The sequence below is a fragment of the Idiomarina zobellii genome (assembly GCF_900100855.1).
Lineage (GTDB): Bacteria > Pseudomonadota > Gammaproteobacteria > Enterobacterales > Alteromonadaceae > Idiomarina > Idiomarina zobellii.
The window spans coordinates 137240-155960 of record NZ_FNCB01000005.1 but is presented as its reverse complement, the minus strand read 5'-3'; the positions used below and the strand labels follow the sequence as shown (position 1 = coordinate 155960).

Genomic DNA, 18721 nt, shown 5'->3' with positions numbered 1-18721 from the left:
ATGACTCTTCTTATACTTTTTGCGTTTTTAGCCATAGGCGTGTCTTTTATTTGCTCAATTTTGGAGGCCGCAATACTATCGGTGACACCTAGCTATATTGCACAACTGAAAGAGTCTCGTCCTAAAACACACAAACAGCTGCGCAAACTAAAAGATGGTATCGATAAGCCTTTAGCCGCTATTTTAACCTTAAATACGGTAGCTCATACCGCTGGTGCTGCCGGTGTCGGTGCGCAGGTCGGTGTTGTGTTTGGCGATGGTTACTTGGGCGTTGCGTCTGCAGTTATGACGTTACTCATCCTCATTTTGTCCGAAATTATTCCGAAAACCATTGGGGCTAAATTCTGGCGTCCATTGGCTCCCTGGCTTCCGCCCACGCTTAACTTCATGATTCTGACATTAAAGCCATTTATTTGGTTGTCTGACCAAATAACAAAACGTATTGGCGGTGGGGAAGAAGAAATTGACGTGCGCTCTGAGATAAAAGCCATGGCAACCATTGGTCATGAGGAAAAAGCTCTGGATGCGGACGAGCGACGTGTTATTTTAAACATTCTTGACCTTCACGACATTCGGGTTAAGGAAGTTATGACACCGCGAACGGTTTGCGAGTCCATACGGCCTGACGAAGACATTATGGCCGTTAGTCAAAAGATTCGTGAGCTCCCCTTTTCCCGTTACCCGGTCATCGACGCCGAAGAAGAGCCTCACGGCATTCTGTTCCGCAGCGATGTTTTTGACGCCGACGAAGGAACACCTATTCTCGACATTGTTCGCCAGGTTGAAGTCGTTACCGAAACCGTGAGTGTCGAAGCCTTAATGAGCCACCTTATATCCACACGGCAACACATGGCGTTAGTCTATGACGAGCATGGCAGTTGGTTAGGACTTATTACCCTGGAAGATATTATCGAAACCATTTTGGGCACGCCAATAATGGATGAAACTGACAACATTGCCAGCCTACGTCGCTACGCCAGACAACGTTGGGATAAGCGCCTCAAGCGCGACCCAAAGCAAACGCAGCGCCAGCAAGGTAATGATCACTCGGAATAGCTGATCAAAGCGCTGGTTCGTTATTTTTTTGAGCCAGTGCAAACCTATCCAGGTACCGGCAAAACCAGCCGCTATCATTGCTCCAATTAAAGGCAGCCAGTCTTTAAAAACAAAGCCAGCCATACCAAAAACAATGGCTTTAGGACCATGCTGAAAAGTCATAACCGCAGCAAAGGTAGCCACGGTTTGCATTCTCTCGCTGAACCGGGCTTTTACGAAGGCCGCCACCAAAGGTCCTGACGCGCCAACAAATAATGCTAAAAACCCCGTTAACAAGCCCCCGCCGACAAGACCCGCACGCCCGGACAAGCTTTGCGGTAATTTAGGCCCCCAGGTTAGCCATAACAGGAACAGGCCAATGGTAATTTGCAGTATCTCTGTTGGTAACTGAACCAGTAACAGGCTTCCGAGAAAGGTGCCCAATAGCCCAAAAGGCACAAACCAAGCAATAGTCGGCCAGTGAATATGTCGCCATGACAAAGCTGCCCGCCCTACGTTCGAGCCCATTTGTACTAAACCATGAACCGGAATAACGGCGCTGCCGGGCAGCACCAACGCGATAACGCCTATTAATACCGCGCCGCCCCCAGCACCGGCTACCGCACTTAATAACGACGTTGCCGCAGACAGCAACACTAACCCATAAAATAACGACTCACTGACCACTGGCTTCGACTCCCGGTTTGCGCTGATCTGGATCAATACGTATAATTCGCGCTCGATTTTTAAATCGACTATTTCCAAACAAGGCTTCGGATTTACGTTCCGAACCGCTGAAAAAGGTAACACGATATGTACATTTGTGCGGCATTGTATAAGTTTGTCGAGCTCAATGACTATGAGCAAATTCGCGAACCACTCTATCAAACCCTTATCGACAACGACGTAAAAGGCACCCTTCTGCTGGCTCGAGAAGGCATTAACGGTACTATTTGCGGTACCCGCGAAGCCATCGATAACGTCTTAGCTTATCTACGTTCAGATGAACGTTTTGCTGACATTGATCACAAAGAATCACCGAGTGACGAGCAGGCCTTCTACCGCACTAAGGTCAAGCTCAAAAAAGAAATTGTCACTATGGGCGTCGACTGGGTCGATCCTAAGAACACGGTTGGCACCTACGTTGAGCCGGAAAAGTGGAACGACCTGATTTCTGACCCGGAAGTACTGGTTATTGATACCCGTAATGAATACGAGTATGCCGTCGGCACATTTGAAGGCGCAGTAAACCCTAAAACCGATACCTTTCGCGAGTTTCCAGAGTATGTGAAAGAACATCTTGATCCGGAAAAGCACAAGAAAGTCGCCATGTTCTGCACCGGCGGCATTCGCTGTGAAAAGTCGACCGCTTACTTAAAAGAGCAGGGCTTCGACGAGGTTTACCACTTAAAAGGCGGCATATTGAAATACCTTGAGCTGGTACCGGAAGACACGAGTCGCTGGAATGGTGAATGTTTCGTATTCGACCAACGTGTCACTGTGAAACACGGACTAGAGCAAGGTGAATATGACCAGTGTTATGCCTGCCGTATGCCTATTACTCAAGAGGAAAAGGCGTCTGAGCACTACCAGAAAGGGGTTAGCTGCCCACACTGTTTCGACAAAACTACACCAGAGCAAAAAGAACGTTACGCAGAGCGCGAGCGTCAAATTCAACTTGCTAAAGCGCGCGGCGAAAAGCACATTCGCGACGGCAAAGTTGAGTCATTGAGTTGATCTAACTCGCTTCATAAGCGTACTCCTTGATGTAAGCTAAAGCTGACAGCTATCGAATTTAACTGTCAGCTTCATCGGTTTTCATCGCTTTCTTTAACCCAGTGAATAGACTATGGTTAAAGCTTAACGATGACAAAGGAGGGTTTTATGAAACAGTTAAGCGTTATTGGTTTAGACAAGAAAAAAGCCGAACAACTTGGTGACAAGCTAAACGAGCTACTGTCGAACTATCAAGTATTTTACATGAACGTTCGTGGTTTCCACTGGAATATTAAAGGCGAGCGCTTCTTCGAACTGCACGCAAAGTTTGAAGAAACCTACGACGACTTACTGCTGAAAATTGATGAAATAGCAGAGCGTATTCTGACCTTAGGTCAACGTCCTCAACATGCTTACTCAACGTACATTAAGAACAGCGAAATTGAGGAAGTAAAAGACGTTCATGAAGGTCGCGCTTGTGTTGCGAATATTCTGGATAGTTACCAAACTACCATCCGCTTGCAGCGTGAAATTCTGGAGCTTTCGGATGAAGCCGGTGATGAAGGTACTAACGCACTGATGAGTGACTACATCAAAGAGCAAGAGAAAACAGCGTGGATGCTGACCTCTTACTTAGGTGACTGAAGGCTCGATTAATTAAGCTCAGCCATAAAAAACGCCCCGATAAAGCGGGGCGTTTTTATTTGTATTTATACTATGCAGTACTTGAAAAGTATCCTTTAGAACGTATAGTTCAAGCGCGCATAGTAATAACCGCCATTAATACCAAACGGGAAAGTTTCCCAACCGTATTTGAAGCCCGCATCCGAGAATGGAGAGCCTTCGCTGCCCCACTCGTCCGGGTAAGTATCAAACAGGTTGTTTGCGCCAATACGGACATTCAGATTGTCAGTGAAGTCATAACCAACGGATGCGTCCGTCAACCATTTACCACCCCATTCTTTTTTAACGCCGGTAAATGCCTGACCTTCAACAGCACCGAAATAGTTGAACGCAACGTTCACATTCCAGGCGTTGCGAGTCCAGTCCGCGCTAATAGTTGCTTTTTCACTGGGCTGACCTTCTTCCAAACGAAGTATCTGAGTGTCATTGAAAATATCGTCGCCATCAATGAGTGATGAAACCGAATTCACTCGTTCAACTTCGGTGTTCATTAAGCTCATAGCCGCGGTTAGGCTTAACTCACCTTCCATTAACTCAGTTGGGTAAGAGGCAATAACATCCAAACCCGTAGTTTTAGTGTCAACTGAGTTTGTGAAGAATTGGACTGCGCCGAGCTGGTTATCTTCCAGTATGTCGGCAAATTGCGCTCCCACATCTGCTTGTAAAGGCTCTGAAAGTACAATGCGGTCATCAATATTAATTTGATAAGCATCGATAGTGATATCAAAACCATTGTTGAACCGCTTAATTAAACCAACACTAACACTTTCCGAAGTTTCTTCTTCTAACTCCTTAATGCCAAACTGTTGCGCAATTTCATCATTATTAGCAATGGTTGCCGTTTCCACCAAAGTACCGCCAACAACGTTAGTCAAGACCTGGCTATAATACATTTGCTGAACACCAGGCGCTCTGAAGCCAGTTGAAACAGTACCCCGGAGCGAAAAGTCATTATCAATGTCATAACGAGCTGACAGTTTTCCAGAAATATTATCACCGGCAATATCATAGTCTTCATAGCGAAGGGCGCCAGCTAACAAAAAGTCAGGGGTAACATAATACTCCGCATCAACGTAGGCTCCGTAACTGTCTCTATCAGCATCAACAACTTGCCTTGGACCAAACCCTGGGAAGCCTTGAATACCTGGCTCTGCCGAAATAGGTTCTCCTTCATCATTTACATAAGGCGTTAAGATTTGTATGTCTCGATCATCTTCACGACCATATGCCCACGAAACCGGATCACCCTGATTAATTTGATAACCGTCTCGTCTCAACTCAACGCCTAACGCCAAATAGAGCAACTCATTAGCTACATCTACGGTACCATTTACATCAAAGTTAAATGTGGTTTGTTCAAACACTAACTCACCGTCAAAGGCTTCCGTTGGCGTCTCACCATAAATACCGCCATCCGGGTGAGGCTCGTAATACCAACTGGTATTTGCAGAGTTTGACGAATTAAAACCAAATTCATTTTTGCCGTAAACCACACTCGCGTCCCACAACCAGGCGTTGGGGAGGTCACCACGAACACCGACCGCTAAGGACTGATCATCGGCTTCCGTTTCCAGTTTTGGCAAGAAACCATCAGGGTAAATAGATTCAATCGTTCTTTGATGATCGCGTCCACGGAAAAAGCCTGAAGAGCCACCGTCGCGATTCGAAATACCACCAAAGGCATAAAGCTCAGTGGTACCTCCCAAACTGTAACCAGCGTTAAACCAGGCGTACATATTTTCAGAGTCCGCGTCGCCAACGTGTAAACGAACGACAGGCTCACCACTTGGCGACAGCCAGTCACCAATAAGTGATGCTTCAGCCGGCGAAGCGCGATTGGTCATGCCACGGTCACGGTATTCTAACGTACCGTTGAAGAAGCCCTTATCAAACTCTTTACCAAAGTTAATACCAACAGTATTTACTTCGCCGTCTTTTTCATACGTTTGACCTACTTCAGCAGAAATACTGCCGCCCTCAGAGCTTTTCAGAGTAATGTTAATAACACCCGCTATAGCGTCAGAGCCGTACTGAGCCGCAGCCCCATCACGAAGAATCTCCACACGCTCAACCGCTGTAATTGGAATGGCGTTAATGTCGTATCCTGCGGAGCCTTTACCAATAGTTTCCTGCACGTTCACCAGCGCTTGCTGGTGACGACGCTTACCATTCACCAAAACCAATACCTGGTCAGGGTTTAAGCCTCGTAAAGTTGCCGGACGGATAATGTCCGAACCATCTGAAATAGTCGTTGACGAGAAGTTAAATGACGGAGCACTCATTTGCAGAGCTTTACCCAGCTCAGTTGCGCCGGTATCAACCAGCTGGTCGGCTGAGATAATATCAATAGGCGACGCAGACTCTGTAGCCGTTCGCCCGTTTACACGTGACCCAAGAGTAACAATTCGCTCAATTGACTCCCCGGTTTCGGCATTAACGGCATCTTGAGCAATGGCAATTCCCGGCGCCATAAACGCAGCAGCCAGAGACGCTGTTAAAAAACCTAGCTTGAAAGGCGCTCTAGTCATAGTTCTTCCCTCAATTTTGTTATTTTAGTTTTAAACGGTGCGCGCTTATTAACAATTACACTTACAACAGAGGCCTAGAAATATGTCAGATGATATAAATCAATAAAAAGGTAGGGACTTGCGCTTAATTTATAGTGCGATATATTGAGAAACTGTTAACACAACAAAAGGAAACCGTTATGACACGCATAGTTGGTATTGTATTAATTATCGTTGGCGCTATCTTGCTTTACTTCTCTTATGAAGCGTCACAATCCATCGCGTCGGAAGTATCGGAAATGGCGACCAATGAGCCAACAGACAACACCATTTGGTATCTAATTGGTGGGGTTGCTGCCGTTATCATTGGTCTGTACGCGACCATTCGCGGCAAGTAAAACCTACAACGTTGTAAACACGCTATGCTGACGTGTCTCCGGACACGTCAGGTAGTTTCAATGCGCTTAACGTCGCCAACACACCGACAACGACCAGCACCCATAGTACGGCGTGAGCACCAAAAGCCGCATCAACCCAACCGAGTAACAAACCTGCCAGCAGTACAACACCCATGACAGTATTAGAGACAGCCGTTAACTGCGCTCTATTCTCCTGGTTTGCCATATCAACCAAATACGTTTTACGACCAACGCGCGCACCGTGGTGAGCCACTGCGGACGCAAACAGCAACAAAGCAGCAATCCACTCAAGACCGAGCCAATTTGGTGCCCAATAGAATATAGCCAGTGCCGCCGCCATGACTAGCGTCGACATGATCGATGCTGCCGCCATAACATGATGGCTGGCTGAGTCAGACCAACGTCCCCAAAAGCGCCCGGCCAGCAAACCCGCAAGTCCACTAGCCAGCATAAGGCTACCTAAACTGGTTAGCTCCGTATCACCCTGACGCTGAATAAGCACCACAATGTAGGGAATGGCGAAAGCTGCGGCGACAAGTAAGGCTCGGGTCAACACAAAATGTCCAAACTGACCATTCTTCCAGAGCAATGACATCGACTTAACGGCTTCAGAGACGGCGTTACCGCCACCTTCAGTAGCGCCAGCGACCTCTGGAATACCTGCGTACAAAACCGCCGCTAAAAGCCATAAAACAACACCCGCTCCCAGCAAGGCTAAAAACAACCAACGCTGACCATCTACTTCCGGCGAAAAAACAATCACTAAAGCAGTTAACAAGGTCAGCAAGCCAGCGGAAGAGGCTGCTACACCGGATAACCTCCCCCGACGTGTTTTAGACACCGTTTTACCCGTAACATCCTTATTGGCAACCGAACAGATACCGCGAGACAAGCTAAATAACGCGAGCAGTAACACGACACTCCAGCCCAGAGCACTATTATTTAACGTGGCAACCGCAAACAGCATGAGCAACAGCGATGCGGCCTGCCCGACACTACCTGCAACCCAAAACCACTTCCTAACCGGTTGTTGGCGCAATTGCTGGGCAACAAATAGTTGAGGTAATAGTGCCAATGACTCACGCAAGGGAACTAACGCACTAATGAATATGGCAGGAGCGCCTAACGAACTTAACATCCAGGGCAAGACTAAACGTGCGCTGACCAGGCTGTCACCCAGTTTGGTTAACGTCAGAGACAGCAGCATTAACACAAAAGATTTCGGCTGATGGTTACACGCCGACTCAGGTATATCCTTACACACTCGCGCGTCTTCATCTTCTGCGAGGTAGCCGTAAACCTTCTCGGTTAGCTGTTTGTCAGTCATGCTGCTTTCCGTTTACTTGGAATAGGAAAGTAAATGCTGCCACAAGTTATTCAGCCAATCCACCAAATCGAGCCATTCGGTTATATCAGCAAATTCGACATCGTAGCGCGTCAGTCGTGCGTAGTCGGTTAGCAGTCGTTCGGCCATAGCGTCGTCGAGCTTGTTCATAACGATTGTATTGGCAATATCAAACAGTGGGTGCCCTATTCCCGCATACTCCCAGTCAATGACTTTAATGGGAGCGGTCATAAGAATATGATTCATCGACAGGTCATTGTGACAAAGCACCGGGTACTCCAACCATTGATCAATCGCCTGCTGGTGCTGGCTTTTCTCTTCTCGAAAAGACTGAGCCAGGGAAGGTTCATAGTTGGAAAGCTGCTGCAGGTAATGCTCTACTTTGTCGTTCAATCGCCAGTGAGGAATGCTTGGTTTAAAAGAGTGAATTTTCGCGAGAACCTCAGCCAATACCGTTGCTTTAATAGCGGGCGATAACGTTACCTGATTTAATGAAGGCGCTTCTAAGTATGGCTGCAATAGCCAGCCTTCTGCTTCATTCCAGTCCAAAACGTCAGGGGCAGCTCCGCTTTCGGCAAGCGTTTTCTGTACAGCAACCTCCAGGCGTCTATCAACCTGAAATAAGCCATCATTTTGCCACCGCTTTAATACGAGATCAGAGTCATCGGACTTAAGCCGCAGCGTTTGGTTTGACTGCCCACTGGTTAACCTAGTGACTGCTTTAGGTACAGATATCATCCGGCACTCTTTAGCGGCTCTGGTTGTGGGTTATCCTGATGCCAGCGCCACATGGCATACAACACCAGCCCCAGGTAGACCACAAACAATAACGCTGTAGCGACAAACCCCTTACTGGCGTATAAATACACATAAACGCTGTCAATAACCAACCAGTACCACCAGGTTTCATACGCTTTTTTAGTCACCAGCCAAGTCGCCAGCAAGCTAAACACGGTAGTATAAGTATCGAGCCACACGGCGTCGGCGTCAGTAAACACAGAAAGTGTATAGGCAATTATAGCAGCCAAAGGTATCAGCCAAGCCCACTGTAAAAGATGCCACTTCAACGAGTATTTAGCACCACCGGGGCTTTCTTCGGCAGCAGACTTTTGGAAGCGCCACTGCCACCAGCCGTAACCGGCCATGACGACATAAATAGCCTGCAATACCGACTCCATATACAGCTTACCCTGCCAGAACAATACAGCATAAATTCCACAGCTTATGGTTGCTGACAGCCAGCACCACTGCTTCTGATGGGCAGCTAGCACGAGGTACCCCAGCGCAAATAACAGTGCGGCTAATTCCCACAAAGAGCTCATCATTAATTGTTCTAACAGGGTTTCTATCACGGCTTTTCCTTAGAACGATTTGCTAACAGTGACACCGAAACGGCGCGGCTCACCGTACTGCACGTAAGTCTCGTCATTGGCATACTGAGTTCGTGGATCATTAGCGAAATAGAAACCACGCACTTCGTAGTCTTCGTCAGTCAGGTTACGTCCCCATAAGCTCACACGCCAATCATCGACATAATAGTTCACCGCAAAGTGCAACAGTGCCATAGAGTCCGACTTCTGATTATGGGAGTTCGAAAAATAGAACTCGTCCTTCCCGTCAGCCTGAAGTACCCACTGAATATTCTCACCGTACCAACCTTCGAGGCCAACGTTGAACTGATACTGAGGCGCATGAGCTTGCTCACGCCCTGTCATATCCATGCCGTCCTCAGTCACAAAGCCTTCTATTTCGGTTTCCAGCCAACTCGCAGAAGCAAATAATGTGAGCCAGTCAGTCAGTTTATTGCGAATTTCCGCTTCAAGACCGTAACCCTTCCCTTCGGCAGCATTCTCAATGTAACCGACAAATTTTGCCCCTCGATTCACCCAGCTTTTAAGCTGAACATCGTCGCGCCAATGGTAAAAAGTGCTCACTCGTGACGTTAAGTCACCGCTTGGACTACTGCCTTTAACGCCAAATTCGGCACTCCATAGAATTTCAGGCTCAAAAGTAGCGCGTTCCAGCAGGTAGTCTTTTAGCTCGTCGAGACCCTGGTCGTCCGCTTTACCCAGCGCTTCGCCATTAACGCCACCGGACTTATAGCCTCGTGACACGGTCGCATACCAATAGCTGTTTGGTGCTGCCCGGTAGCGTGCACTAAAACTACCACCCACCATGGTATCTTCCGGTTGTGCGTCTATACTGCGACTGTCGGAGTAGTCGTTATCGTACTGCTCAATACGCAAACCGCTAATAGTGGTGAACTTCTCACTCCAGTGCTGCGTCAATTCGCCGTATACCGCGGCATGTTGACTGCGATAATCACTTTGGAAAATATCCGGCTGACCTAAGTCCCAATTAAAGTAATCACGCGTTAGTTCGACGTCTTTATCGTAATAATAAACACCCGCTACCCACTCACTGTCTACTCCCAGCAGTGTTTGCGGGGCATCCGACAACCAGCGAACCTCGGCTGTTTTGTCTTTTCTGTCACGCAAGTAAGCATCAAACGACGAATATTCCCAACCAGGCGCAATACCGACATACGTCCAGTCTTCATCAAAGGCGTAAGCAGTATCTGCGTTTAAAATACTCGCTGACAACTCAAGTCGGCTGTTATCCCAACCTAAATAATTCAATGTGGTTTTTACCGCATCACTTTCAAGGCGGTCGTAGCCCGGCTCGTCTGACAGCGTGGTTCGGTTGTTATCAAGACTGAACACGTCATAGCCGTTATCAACATCGTTGTAGTGCAAAACGGTGTCTAACGTCCAGTTATTGGTAAATTGGGTGTTCAATAAAAAGCGAACGCCAAGTTCGTCTCTATCGTTGGTGTCGTCCCTTTCTAAATAGGCATTCTCAATGTAGCCGTCTTGCTTAAACTGACTGACAGAGAAGCGGGCATTACCTAATACACCCAGTTGCCCGCCTAATGCTAAACCACCCATGCGTTCGTCGTAATTACCGGCTGACAACTCAAACTGACCGCTAAAGTCATCCGAGGGATGTACACTATCAAGCAACACCAAGCCAGCCATTGCGTTCACGCCAAAACGACCGCTTTGGGGTCCTCGAAATACCTCAACCTGGTTTATATCGAAAAGGGACGCAGCCGTGCCTAAGCCACTGTAATCAATGCCATCTATAATAAGGCCGACTGACGGGCTAATCGGATCAACAAACTGAGAACGCTCGCCCATGCCGCGAATCTGAATAAAGCGTGCAGTCGATGTACCGCCGGAGAAATTAACATTGGCAAAACTGTTGAGCGTGTCTTCTAAATGCTGCGCATTTCGCTGCTGCATTGCATTTTGGTCAATAATGGACACACTGCTGGTCGTTTCATTAAGCGTGCGCTTATGAAAGTCACCACTAACTTCAATTATTTCAAAGTCGTTGCTATTTTCCTGACCATAGGCCAGAACCGGAGTTTGCAGTAATGCTAAGCCAATACTGGCTGCTAAGTAAGACGTTATTTTTTGCATGGATCATTTCCTCAAAACAAAGTCAGAAACGATCCGGTAAGGCTGTATTAGACGGGTTTTCTACCATCCCTACGCCAGTATTAACCGGATCAGGTTTTAAGGGTTCGCTTTTGCATCTCAGCCGTTGCCGGCACCCCTTGGTAAAGCGGCGTCAGTATAACGCAGCTTGCTGTTTTAACAAATGCTCTTTAAATGAACGACAATGCGTCACCGTAAAGGTTTTCTAACGGCACGCCTTGGGCAACAAAATCGTCCCTAATAACACGCACCATTTCGAAACGACCGGCCATGTAAACTTCGCAGTTTTGCAAATTCTGTTGGCGCGTCATTACCGCCTGATGAACCAACCCAATGGAATACGGCCAGTCTCCGGCAGCGTCTTCGAGCACTGGGTGATAGTCAAAGTGCTCATGTTCACTGGCTAAACGCTCGAGTTCATCGTGCAAATACAAATCGGCTTGAGTTTTTGCGCCCCAATATAACGTTAATGGGCGCTCCGGCGTTGCTCGTAAATGTTGCTGTAAAATAGAGTAAGCGTATGAAAAGCCAGTGCCGCCTGCTATTAAAACGGCCGGTTTGTCACTGTCCTGGCGGTAGAAAGCAATACCATCGGGGGCTTCTATCTTGACTTCGCCCTCAGCGCGGATCTTATCCAACACCTCCATAGCGTAGCTATTGTCAGGTGTCGCACCAATATGAAGTAACCACTCACTATCACTTGACGGGCACGACGCGATGCTAAAAGGTCGCTTATCTCTTTCACCCATGACAACCATTAAATACTGGCCTGCTTTAAACGCGACTGGCTGCGGCAATTGCAAACGCACTTCCCAAACAGCGTCCGCTAACTGACGCGAAATCTCGACTTTACAGGTCATTTGTTGACTCATTCACGACTCCATAATGTTCAGTTCGTCCCACAGCTGGTCGACACGCTGCTTAACCTCTTCACTCATGACAATAGGCTCGCCCCATTCGCGGTCAGTTTCACCGGGCCATTTGTTGGTTGCGTCCATACCCATTTTCGAACCAAGACCCGACACTGGTGACGCAAAATCTAAGTAGTCAATTGGTGTGTTTTCAACCAAAGTGGTGTCGCGAGCCGGATCCATTCGGGTCGTCATAGCCCAAATCACGTCTTTCCAGTCTCGCGCATTCACATCGTCGTCACACACAATCACGAACTTGGTATACATAAACTGACGCAAGAACGACCAGACTCCCATCATCACGCGTTTGGCATGACCTGAGTACTGCTTCTTCATAGTGACTACGGCTAAACGGTACGAACAGCCTTCCGGTGGCAAATAAAAATCCACAATTTCCGGAAACTGCTTTTGCAATAACGGAATGAAAACCTCGTTCAAAGCCACACCCAATACTGCGGGCTCATCTGGCGGCCGGCCGGTATAAGTGCTGTGGTAAATCGGGTCTTTACGATGGGTAACATGAGTCACGGTAAACACCGGAAACTCATCCACTTCGTTGTAATAGCCAGTATGGTCGCCATAAGGCCCTTCCGGCGCCATTTCACCCGGCTCAATGTAACCTTCCAGAATAATTTCTGCATGTGCCGGAACTTGTAAGTCATTGCTTAGGCACTGTGTCACTTCGGTTTTGCTGTCGCGCAGCAGGCCAGCAAAGGCGTACTCGGATAAGCTATCCGGTACAGGTGTTACCGCCCCTAAAATAGTTGCAGGGTCAGCACCTAAGGCTACCGAAACAGGGAATTTCTCACCCGGATGCTGCTGGCACCACTCCTGAAAATCCAACGCGCCACCGCGATGCGACAACCAGCGCATAATAAGCTTATTCGGCCCCAAAAGTTGCTGGCGATAAATACCTAAGTTCTGGCGCTCTTTATGTGGCCCCCGGGTCACTGTAAGCCCCCAGGTGACTAACGGCGCTACATCGCCCGGCCAACAGTGCTGAATTGGCAGTTTGGTCAAGTCAACGTCATCGCCACTCATTACTACCTGCTGACATGGCGCCTTTTTAAGCTTTTTCGGCGACATACTAAGCACTTTTTTGTACGTTGGCAGCAAATTCAATGCATCGCGGAAGCCCTTCGGCGGCTCTGGTTCTTTTAAAAACGCCAGTAATTTGCCGACATCACGCAAAGCTGTCACTGACTCTTGCCCCATACCCAAAGCCACACGTTCTGGCGTACCAAAGAGGTTCGCCAACACCGGCATATCATGACCTTTCACGTTCTCAAACAATAAGGCCGGGCCCTCTGCTTTCAGTGTACGGTCAGATATTTCGGTAATTTCAAGGTAGGGGGCTATTTCTTGCTGGATGCGTTTAAGTTCACCGCGCTCTTCGAGGAGCGCGATGAAGTCTCGCAGATCTTGATATTTCATACGCCGCTTAGCTGTTGCGTTGACGCTTCATCGATTCGAAGAATTCGTCGTTGGTCTTAGTCATCTGCAAACGATCAATCAGGAACTCCATGGCTTCAACTTCGCCCATTGGGTTCATAATCTTCCGCAGGATCCACATTTTCTGCAGCTCGTCCTGAGACGTCAGCAATTCTTCACGACGTGTACCTGAACGATTAAAGTCGATCGCAGGGAAAACACGTTTCTCTGCCAACTTACGGTTCAAATGCAGTTCCATGTTACCGGTACCTTTAAACTCTTCGTAGATAACTTCATCCATCTTCGAGCCGGTATCGATAAGCGCAGTTGCAATAATGGTTAAGCTGCCGCCTTCTTCAACGTTACGTGCTGCACCAAAGAAGCGTTTTGGCTTGTGTAGCGCGTTAGCGTCCACACCACCCGTCAGGACTTTACCTGAGCTTGGAATAACGGTGTTATAAGCACGCGCCAAGCGAGTAATCGAGTCCAATAAGATGACGACATCTTTTTTGTGCTCAACCAAACGCTTCGCTTTTTCGATAACCATTTCAGCAACCTGTACGTGGCGGCTGGCAGGCTCATCGAAAGTTGAAGCAACCACTTCACCCTGCACCAAACGGTGCATTTCCGTTACTTCTTCCGGACGCTCATCGATAAGCAGTACAATAAGCTCTGCTTCAGGATGATTCGCCGCAATAGAAGTCGCAACGTTCTGCAGTAATAACGTTTTACCCGCTTTCGGCGGTGCAACAATAAGACCACGCTGGCCTTTACCAATAGGTGCCGACAAGTCGAGAACACGCGCCGTAATATCTTCAGTACTGCCATTGCCGCGCTCTAAACGAAAACGTTCGTCTGCATGCAGTGGTGTCAGGTTTTCAAAAAGAATTTTATTACGGGAATTTTCAGGCTTGTCGAAGTTAACTTCGCGAATTTTCAGAAGAGCAAAATAACGTTCGCTGTCTTTCGGCGGTCGAATTTTGCCGCCAATAGTGTCGCCGGTGCGTAAGTTAAAGCGACGAATTTGGCTAGGCGATACATAAATATCATCGGGGCCGGCCAAATATGACGAGTCGGCTGATCGCAAGAAGCCGAAGCCGTCCTGCAAAATTTCCAACACACCGCCGCCGTATATGTCTTCACCGCTTTTTGCGTGCGCCTTTAAAATAGCAAAAATGATGTCCTGCTTGCGCAGACGGGCCATATTCTCAAGGCCCATTGAGTCCGCGAGCTCAACAAGCTCGTTTACGGGTTTATCTTTAAGTTCAGTTAGATTCATAGGAGGGTTTTCGAGTTATCGATTGAACACAAAGCCTTTTTATTGACTCTAGAATATTAAAACAATTGGAACGTTCGGATTTCGCGAGTTGCGAAGTCAGAAACAGAAGTTTCTCTTACTTAACAAGGCGCGCCGGTGGAGTTGGCAAGCCTGCTTGAATAGTTAATAAACAGAAAGGTATCACCAAAATTAGAGTTCGTCCAGTTTTGCTAACAAAAACGGCGCATAATGCGCCGCTTTTTGATACCGATTAAATGTGTTGGTCAAGAAATTCAACCAGTTGCGCTCGAGATAGCGCGCCAACTTTGGTTGCCACCACATCGCCGTCTTTGAATAACAGCAGCGTAGGAATACCGCGGATATTAAATTTCGGCGGGGTTTGTTCGTTATGGTCCACATTCAGCTTCCCAATAACCAACTTACCGGCGTACTCTTCGGCAATGTCGTCCAGAATTGGCGCGACCATTTTACAAGGCCCACACCACTCGGCCCAAAAGTCGACCAGTACAGGTTTATCGGATTTGATGACATCTTCGTCAAAACTGTCATCGCTTAGCTGAACAATTGCGTCACTCATGGTACTCTCCGCTAAATTCTTTCGCGTGGAAATATAGAATAGTATTATTTCTGTTTTTGAATACAAGCGCAAACTGATATGCTTATAACTTATGAATAAAACACATCTTTCAGAAACTCGTTTCGCTGATTTGGCGCTTCATCCCAAATTACAGCAAGCGCTATCCAATGCCGGATTCGAATATTGTACTCCAATCCAGGCGTTAAGTCTGCCTGTTGCGTTATCTGAGCGCGACGTTGCTGGTCAGGCTCAAACCGGAACAGGGAAAACCTTGTCATTTCTTCTGGCGACTTTCAACCGCTTAATGCAGAACGCGTCGTCCGAAAAAACCGATTCAGGCCCTCGTGCCCTTATTATGGCCCCAACCCGTGAGCTTGCCATTCAGATTGCCCACGACGCAGAGCCCTTGCTGGAAAGCTGTGGCTTGAAAATGGGGGTCATATACGGCGGCGAAGGCTATGACTCTCAAAAAGAGCAGTTAGGTAATAGCCCGGACATTCTGGTCGGCACCACAGGTCGCCTTATCGACTTTTACAAGCAAGGCTTGTTCTCATTGAACGACATTGAGGTAGTGGTACTGGATGAAGCCGACCGTATGTTTGACTTAGGTTTCATTGATGATATTCGCTATTTGCTGCGCAAAATGCCCGAGCCTGCGAAACGTCTTAATCTATTGTTCTCGGCAACCCTGTCTTATCGAGTTCAAGAGTTGGCATACGAGCACATGAACGCGCCAACTAAGCTGGAAGTCGAACCGGCACAGAAAACCGCAGTACGTGTCACCGAAGAATTATTTTATCCGTCTAAGCCGGATAAGTTCCCGCTATTGCTAACGCTTATTGAAGAAGACTGGCCGGAAAAAGCCATTGTGTTCGCTAATACCAAGCACGGTTGTGAAAAAGTTCACGGCTGGTTGGTCGCAAATGATCACAGAGCCGGACTTTTAACCGGCGACGTACCGCAGAAAAAGCGGCTGAAAATTCTTGATGACTTTGCCGAAGGCCGTATCGACTTTCTGGTCGCGACCGATGTCGCTGCACGTGGACTGCATATTCCGGAAGTGACTCACGTCTACAACTTCGATTTGCCGGACGACTGCGAAGACTACGTACATCGTATTGGTCGTACTGGCCGCGCAGGCGCCAGTGGTGCTGCAATCAGCCTGGCCTGTGAAGAGTATGTTTATAACCTTCCGGCTATTGAGGAATATATTGGTCACAGCATTCCGGTCACCAAATACGACGCAGATGCTATGCTAAGTGACTTAAGACGTCCTCGCCCACCACAACGACGCCGCCGCCATAACTCTGGTGGCAATAAAGGCAAACCACGTGGTCGACGCTCTGGTCCTCCAAGGTCATAAACGCCAATGGCGCTGAAAAAGAAAAAACTGGCTGCCATCGACATGGGCTCAAACAGCTTTCATTTGTTGATGGCAGAAGTTTCAATGACCGGTTTTTTCCCAAAGCCCCGAGTGCTTACACGCCACAAACAGAAAGTCAGGCTGGCCGACGGGCTTAACGCAGCAAATACCATTGATGACGACGCAGCAAAACGGGCATGCCAATGCCTGTTAGGTTTTGCCTCAGAGCTCGAACAATTCCAGCCTGATGCAGTGACTGTTGTCGCCACCGCCGCACTGCGTAAAGCCAGTAATCAGGCCCAGCTGCTCGAGCAATTTGAAAACGCTTTAGGACATCCTATTCAGGTCATTACCGGCGAGCAGGAAGCTGAATTAATTTATTCAGGTGTGTGTAGTGTGTCTCAGTGCACCGACGATGTGCTGGTCATCGATATCGGAGGTGCCAGTACCGAAGTCATTGCAGGGCACGGTTTAAGCCCGAAATACTTGCAAAGCCTGGATATGGGCTGTGTGGTTTTTCAGAATCGCTATTTTAGCGGTGGCATACTCAATAACAGCTCTTTTGAACAAGCAAAAAGTGATGCAGCCTCCCTCATTGAGCCTTTTCTCAACGACTACCATCAGCACAGCTGGAAGCGCGTACTGGGTGCATCCGGTACCTTCAGAGCCGTCAGTGAAATAGCCCACGCCGAAGGTCAAACACAATTAACGCGTGAGTGGCTGACCGAATTGATGAAACGCTGCGCCAAAAAAGGAACCGTGGAGGCACTTGATTTTCCGGGCTTAAGAGAAGACAGAAAAGCGGTGCTGGCCGGCGGCTTAGCCATTCTTGCAGGTATTACTGAAGCATTGAATATAGAAGAGTTTGAGGTGACTTATGGCGCCCTGCGCGAGGGGTTACTCGCACAGCTCGCCAATGAAGTAACGGCTTAACGGTTACACAGACTTCGCCCACTTTTCAGCAATGGATTTAGCAAAGTACGTCAAAATGCCATTGGCACCCGCACGCTTAAATGCCAATAAGCTCTCTTCAATAACATCGTCGCCCAGCCAGCCGTTAGCAATGGCAGCCTGCAACATGGCATATTCACCGCTCACTTGATACGCGAAGGTCGGTACGCCAAACTTGTCTTTTACCCGACGCACGATATCTAAGTAGGGCATTCCCGGTTTCACCATCACCATGTCAGCCCCTTCCTGAATATCCAACGCAATTTCATGCAGGGCTTCATCAGAATTTGCCGGATCCATCTGGTAAGTCTTTTTATCACCGCCCTTCAAATTACCCGCAGAGCCAACTGCGTCTCTGAAAGGTCCGTAAAATGCACTGGCGTATTTAGCAGAGTACGCCATTATCTGAGTATTATGGAACCCCTCACTTTCCAATGCATCACGAATAGCGCCAATACGGCCGTCCATCATGTCTGACGGCGCTACAACATCAGCACCGGCCTTAGCATGAGAGAGCGCCTGTTTAACCAGGACTTCAGTAGTAATGTCGTTTTGGACATAACCGCTGTCGTCAATAATGCCGTCCTGTCCATGAGTCGTGAACGGATCCAGAGCAACGTCAGTCATCACACCCAGCTCAGGGTACTCTGCTTTTATCGCTTTTACGGCTCGCTGCGCCAGACCACTATCATCGTAGGCTGCTTCTGCCATCTCAGACTTTGCCGAAGCTGGTGTCACCGGAAACAGCGCCACCATTGGAATACCAAGCTCGACCAAGCGCTGACATTCAGCGACAAGTAAGTCGATACTCAGACGCTCAACGCCGGGCATAGAGTCAACCGTTTCGCGTTGATTCTGTCCTTCCAGCACAAACACAGGGTAAATTAAATCGTTCACAGACAGTTGGTTTTCCGCAACCAATCTGCGGCTGAAATCTGAACGTCTTAAACGTCTTAAACGGCGTTTTGGGAATGCCCCTTCATTAGTCATTTCTTACTCC

At 48.1% G+C, this 18721-nt stretch carries 17 protein-coding genes and 1 riboswitch; of the genes, 6 read left to right on the top strand and 11 right to left on the bottom strand.

From position 1 onward, the window contains the following. Entirely contained in the window at positions 1-1056 is a 1056-nt protein-coding gene (locus BLT32_RS07020) for a CNNM domain-containing protein (protein ID WP_053953274.1), read from the top strand. On the opposite strand, the gene BLT32_RS07015 is transcribed toward BLT32_RS07020, so the two are convergent. Continuing rightward, on the bottom strand, positions 964-1800 hold the full coding sequence (locus BLT32_RS07015; protein WP_235443963.1) for a sulfite exporter TauE/SafE family protein: 837 nt from the start codon (positions 1798-1800) through the stop codon (positions 964-966). The two genes, BLT32_RS07020 and BLT32_RS07015, sit on opposite strands and share 93 nt — an antisense overlap. 48 nt (positions 1801-1848) lie before the next feature. On the opposite strand from BLT32_RS07015, the gene trhO reads away from it, so the two are divergent. Further along, positions 1849-2772, top strand: coding sequence for an oxygen-dependent tRNA uridine(34) hydroxylase TrhO (trhO, locus tag BLT32_RS07010; protein WP_053953275.1), 924 nt, complete (start codon positions 1849-1851; stop codon positions 2770-2772). A gap of 147 nt (positions 2773-2919) precedes the next feature. After that, on the top strand, positions 2920-3396 hold the full coding sequence (locus BLT32_RS07005; RefSeq protein WP_053953276.1) for a Dps family protein: 477 nt from the start codon (positions 2920-2922) through the stop codon (positions 3394-3396). Positions 3397-3491: 95 nt separating this feature from the next. On the opposite strand, the gene BLT32_RS07000 is transcribed toward BLT32_RS07005, so the two are convergent. Further along, positions 3492-5963 (bottom strand): TonB-dependent receptor plug domain-containing protein, encoded by a 2472-nt coding sequence (locus BLT32_RS07000; RefSeq protein WP_053953277.1) that lies wholly within the window; start codon positions 5961-5963, stop codon positions 3492-3494. A gap of 179 nt (positions 5964-6142) precedes the next feature. Between BLT32_RS07000 and BLT32_RS06995 the strand changes: the two genes are divergently transcribed. Then, entirely contained in the window at positions 6143-6340 is a 198-nt protein-coding gene (locus BLT32_RS06995; RefSeq protein WP_053953278.1) for a DUF3185 family protein, read from the top strand. 22 nt (positions 6341-6362) lie between these two features. Here the strand turns inward: BLT32_RS06995 and BLT32_RS06990 are convergent, their stop codons facing one another. From BLT32_RS06990 to trxA, 8 genes are all read right to left on the bottom strand, one after another. After that, positions 6363-7688, bottom strand: a complete 1326-nt coding sequence (locus BLT32_RS06990; RefSeq protein ID WP_053953279.1) for an MFS transporter — start codon at positions 7686-7688, stop codon at positions 6363-6365. 12 nt (positions 7689-7700) lie between these two features. Further along, on the bottom strand, positions 7701-8444 hold the full coding sequence (locus BLT32_RS06985) for a phosphotransferase (protein WP_053953280.1): 744 nt from the start codon (positions 8442-8444) through the stop codon (positions 7701-7703). Then, complete coding sequence (gene pnuC / locus BLT32_RS06980; RefSeq protein WP_235443964.1) at positions 8441-9058, bottom strand: nicotinamide riboside transporter PnuC; 618 nt, start codon at positions 9056-9058, stop codon at positions 8441-8443. Before pnuC ends, BLT32_RS06985 begins: the two co-directional genes overlap by 4 nt. A 9-nt stretch (positions 9059-9067) precedes the next feature. Continuing rightward, positions 9068-11191 (bottom strand): TonB-dependent receptor, encoded by a 2124-nt coding sequence (locus BLT32_RS06975; protein ID WP_053953281.1) that lies wholly within the window; start codon positions 11189-11191, stop codon positions 9068-9070. Positions 11192-11240: 49 nt separating this feature from the next. Further along, a riboswitch (TPP riboswitch) is annotated at positions 11241-11339 on the bottom strand. A gap of 40 nt (positions 11340-11379) precedes the next feature. Further along, the gene (gene fre, locus BLT32_RS06970) at positions 11380-12081 is read right to left on the bottom strand and encodes an NAD(P)H-flavin reductase (RefSeq protein ID WP_053953282.1); all 702 of its coding nucleotides are present in this window, start codon (positions 12079-12081) and stop codon (positions 11380-11382) included. After that, the gene (gene ubiD / locus BLT32_RS06965) at positions 12082-13554 is read right to left on the bottom strand and encodes a 4-hydroxy-3-polyprenylbenzoate decarboxylase (RefSeq protein WP_053953283.1); all 1473 of its coding nucleotides are present in this window, start codon (positions 13552-13554) and stop codon (positions 12082-12084) included. 7 nt (positions 13555-13561) lie between these two features. Further along, on the bottom strand, positions 13562-14830 hold the full coding sequence (gene rho / locus BLT32_RS06960) for a transcription termination factor Rho (protein ID WP_053953284.1): 1269 nt from the start codon (positions 14828-14830) through the stop codon (positions 13562-13564). A gap of 250 nt (positions 14831-15080) precedes the next feature. Next, the gene (gene trxA / locus BLT32_RS06955; RefSeq protein ID WP_053953285.1) at positions 15081-15407 is read right to left on the bottom strand and encodes a thioredoxin TrxA; all 327 of its coding nucleotides are present in this window, start codon (positions 15405-15407) and stop codon (positions 15081-15083) included. Positions 15408-15498: 91 nt separating this feature from the next. On the opposite strand from trxA, the gene rhlB reads away from it, so the two are divergent. After that, positions 15499-16770, top strand: a complete 1272-nt coding sequence (gene rhlB / locus BLT32_RS06950; protein WP_053953286.1) for an ATP-dependent RNA helicase RhlB — start codon at positions 15499-15501, stop codon at positions 16768-16770. 6 nt (positions 16771-16776) lie between these two features. Then, the gene (locus tag BLT32_RS06945) at positions 16777-17703 is read left to right on the top strand and encodes a Ppx/GppA family phosphatase (protein WP_053953287.1); all 927 of its coding nucleotides are present in this window, start codon (positions 16777-16779) and stop codon (positions 17701-17703) included. Between the two features lie 3 nt (positions 17704-17706). Here the strand turns inward: BLT32_RS06945 and hemB are convergent, their stop codons facing one another. Continuing rightward, complete coding sequence (gene hemB, locus BLT32_RS06940; RefSeq protein ID WP_053953288.1) at positions 17707-18711, bottom strand: porphobilinogen synthase; 1005 nt, start codon at positions 18709-18711, stop codon at positions 17707-17709. Positions 18712-18721: the final 10 nt, after the last annotated feature.

What these genes read in the sequence shown, in the direction of transcription:
- BLT32_RS07020 (WP_053953274.1), top strand. Translation starts at nt 1, where the DNA reads ATGACTCTTCTTATACTTTTTGCGTTTTTAGCCATAGGCGTGTCTTTT.
- trhO (WP_053953275.1), top strand. Translation starts at nt 1,849, where the DNA reads ATGTACATTTGTGCGGCATTGTATAAGTTTGTCGAGCTCAATGACTAT.
- BLT32_RS07005 (WP_053953276.1), top strand. Translation starts at nt 2,920, where the DNA reads ATGAAACAGTTAAGCGTTATTGGTTTAGACAAGAAAAAAGCCGAACAA.
- BLT32_RS07000 (WP_053953277.1), bottom strand. Translation starts at nt 5,963, where the DNA reads ATGACTAGAGCGCCTTTCAAGCTAGGTTTTTTAACAGCGTCTCTGGCT.
- BLT32_RS06995 (WP_053953278.1), top strand. Translation starts at nt 6,143, where the DNA reads ATGACACGCATAGTTGGTATTGTATTAATTATCGTTGGCGCTATCTTG.
- BLT32_RS06990 (WP_053953279.1), bottom strand. Translation starts at nt 7,688, where the DNA reads ATGACTGACAAACAGCTAACCGAGAAGGTTTACGGCTACCTCGCAGAA.
- BLT32_RS06985 (WP_053953280.1), bottom strand. Translation starts at nt 8,444, where the DNA reads ATGATATCTGTACCTAAAGCAGTCACTAGGTTAACCAGTGGGCAGTCA.
- BLT32_RS06975 (WP_053953281.1), bottom strand. Translation starts at nt 11,191, where the DNA reads ATGCAAAAAATAACGTCTTACTTAGCAGCCAGTATTGGCTTAGCATTA.
- fre (WP_053953282.1), bottom strand. Translation starts at nt 12,081, where the DNA reads ATGAGTCAACAAATGACCTGTAAAGTCGAGATTTCGCGTCAGTTAGCG.
- ubiD (WP_053953283.1), bottom strand. Translation starts at nt 13,554, where the DNA reads ATGAAATATCAAGATCTGCGAGACTTCATCGCGCTCCTCGAAGAGCGC.
- rho (WP_053953284.1), bottom strand. Translation starts at nt 14,830, where the DNA reads ATGAATCTAACTGAACTTAAAGATAAACCCGTAAACGAGCTTGTTGAG.
- trxA (WP_053953285.1), bottom strand. Translation starts at nt 15,407, where the DNA reads ATGAGTGACGCAATTGTTCAGCTAAGCGATGACAGTTTTGACGAAGAT.
- rhlB (WP_053953286.1), top strand. Translation starts at nt 15,499, where the DNA reads ATGAATAAAACACATCTTTCAGAAACTCGTTTCGCTGATTTGGCGCTT.
- BLT32_RS06945 (WP_053953287.1), top strand. Translation starts at nt 16,777, where the DNA reads ATGGCGCTGAAAAAGAAAAAACTGGCTGCCATCGACATGGGCTCAAAC.
- hemB (WP_053953288.1), bottom strand. Translation starts at nt 18,711, where the DNA reads ATGACTAATGAAGGGGCATTCCCAAAACGCCGTTTAAGACGTTTAAGA.